Raw genomic sequence first — 2,110 nt, forward strand, 5'->3', positions numbered from 1 at the left:
CAACCATATCATCGCCGACCCCGAAATCCTGCTGGCGGTCAGCCCGCATTACATCGTCGCCTTCCTGATCAATTCGCCAGATGTGGCCTTCGTCACCATCGGTGCCATCTTCCTCGCCGTCACCGGCGCCGAGGCGCTCTATGCCGACCTCGGCCATTTCGGGCGTAAGCCGATCGTGCTCGCCTGGCTGTCGGTCGTGTTTCCCTGCCTGCTGCTCAACTATGTCGGCCAAGGCGCCTTCGTGCTCGCCAATGGCGGCACCGTCGGCCATCCCTTCTTCGAGATGAACCAGGGCTGGACGCTGATCCCGATGGTGGTGCTGGCGACCGCCGCCACCGTGATCGCCAGCCAGGCGGTGATCTCCGGCGCCTTTTCGCTGACCAGGCAGGCGGTGCAGCTCAACATGCTGCCGAGGCTCGAGATCCTGCACACGTCGGAAAAGCAGTCCGGCCAGATCTACATGCCGCGCGTCAATCTGCTGCTGGCGCTGGTGGTGATGCTTTTGGTGGTCGGTTTCGGCGAATCCAGCAAGCTCGCCTCGGCCTACGGCATCTCGGTGACCGGCAACATGCTGGTGACGACGGTGCTGCTCTATGTCGTCATGACGCGCATCTGGAAGTGGCAGCTTTGGGTGGCTGTATCGATGACGGCGCTGTTCGCCTTCATCGACGTCGGCTTCTTCGCCTCCAACATCGTCAAGGTGTTCGAGGGCGGCTGGGCGTCGCTGGCGGTGGCCTTCACGATCATCCTGGCCATGTGGACGTGGGTGCGGGGCAGCCGCTACCTGTTCGACAAGACCCGCCGCAACGAGATCCCGCTCGATTTCCTGGCCGGCAATTTGCTGAAGAAGAAGCCGCAACTGGTGTCCGGCACGGCCGTGTTCCTGACCAGCGATCCCTTGAGCGCGCCGACCGCGCTGATGCACAGCCTGAAACACTACAAGGTGCTGCACGAGCAGAACGTCATCCTGTCGGTGGTGACGGCGCCGCAGCCAGTGGTGCCTGACAGCGACCGCGTCAAGATGGAGACGGTCAACGAGCTGTTCATGCGGGTGACGCTGACCTTCGGCTACATGGAGCAGCCGAACATCCCGCGCGCGCTGGCGATCTGCCGCAAGCAGGGCTGGAAGTTCGACATCATGACGACGTCGTTCTTCCTGTCGCGGCGCTCGCTGAAAGCTTCGCCCAATTCCGGCATGCCGGTGTGGCAGGACAGGCTGTTCATCGGCCTGGCGCGCACGGCGGCCGATGCCACGGAGTATTTCCAGATTCCGACGGGGCGCGTGGTGGAGATCGGCACGCAAGTCGCCATCTAACAGCGGAGCAAAAGGCCGTGCCGCACGGCACGGCCTTCGCACAGAATGCGTCGCTCTAGCCGGCGAGCGCGGCCTTGTTGGCTTCGAGGAACTGCTTCAGCGACTTCGGCTTGCGTCCCGACAGTGTCTCGATCGCGTCCGTCACCATGGAGATGCGGCCGGAGCGGGTGTTGGCGTCGAAGGAAACGATGACGCGGGCGAATTCCTCGGGAACGCCGGCCGCCTTCACGCCCTCGGTCAGGGCCTCGTCGGGCAACTGAATGACTTCCAGCTGTTTGCCGGTGACCTCGCTGACGAGGGCGGCGATCTCTGTCGTCGTATAGGCTTGCGGGCCGGTCAGCGTGTGGATCCGGCTGTCGGTCGAGCCGGAGGCGAGGCCGGCGGCGATCGCGGCGGCCATGTCGTCGCGCGCGCCATGGGCGATGCGCCCTTCGCCCGCCGACGTATACCACTTGCCCGAGGCAATTGCGTGCGGCAGCGCCAGGAACAGGTTCTCCTGGTACCAGCCGTTGCGGAAGATCGTGTAGGCGATACCGCTCGCCTTGATCGCCTGTTCGGTGCCGTAGTGGTCGCCGGCAAACAGCACCGGCGAACCCGGCTCCGGATTGGGCATCGAGGTGTAGAGCAGGTGGGAGACGCCGGCCGCCTTGGCTGCGGCCACCGCCGCCTGATGCTGCTTCAGGCGCCGGTCGCTCTTGAGGTCGAGGTCGCCGGTCGAGATGATCAGCACGCGGTCGGCGCCCTTGAAAGCCTCTTCCAGCGAGGCCTGGTCGTTAAAGTCGGCCGCCCTGACGG

Annotated in this window: 2 protein-coding genes; one reads left to right on the forward strand and one right to left on the reverse strand. The window is 64.7% G+C overall.

Going from position 1 to position 2,110, the window contains the following annotated elements; genetic code table 11:
• Positions 1–1,315, forward strand: a 1,315-nt coding sequence (locus EN780_RS32725) for a KUP/HAK/KT family potassium transporter (protein WP_128276335.1), incomplete at its 5' end; no start/stop codon positions are given.
• 55 nt (positions 1,316–1,370) lie between these two features.
• On the opposite strand, the gene EN780_RS32730 is transcribed toward EN780_RS32725, so the two are convergent.
• Positions 1,371–2,110 (reverse strand): NmrA family NAD(P)-binding protein (locus EN780_RS32730; RefSeq protein ID WP_128276336.1); only part of this gene is annotated, 740 nt, incomplete at its 5' end.

Source organism: Mesorhizobium sp. M4B.F.Ca.ET.089.01.1.1, from assembly GCF_004022605.1.
GTDB classification, from domain to species: Bacteria; Pseudomonadota; Alphaproteobacteria; order Rhizobiales; family Rhizobiaceae; genus Mesorhizobium; species Mesorhizobium abyssinicae.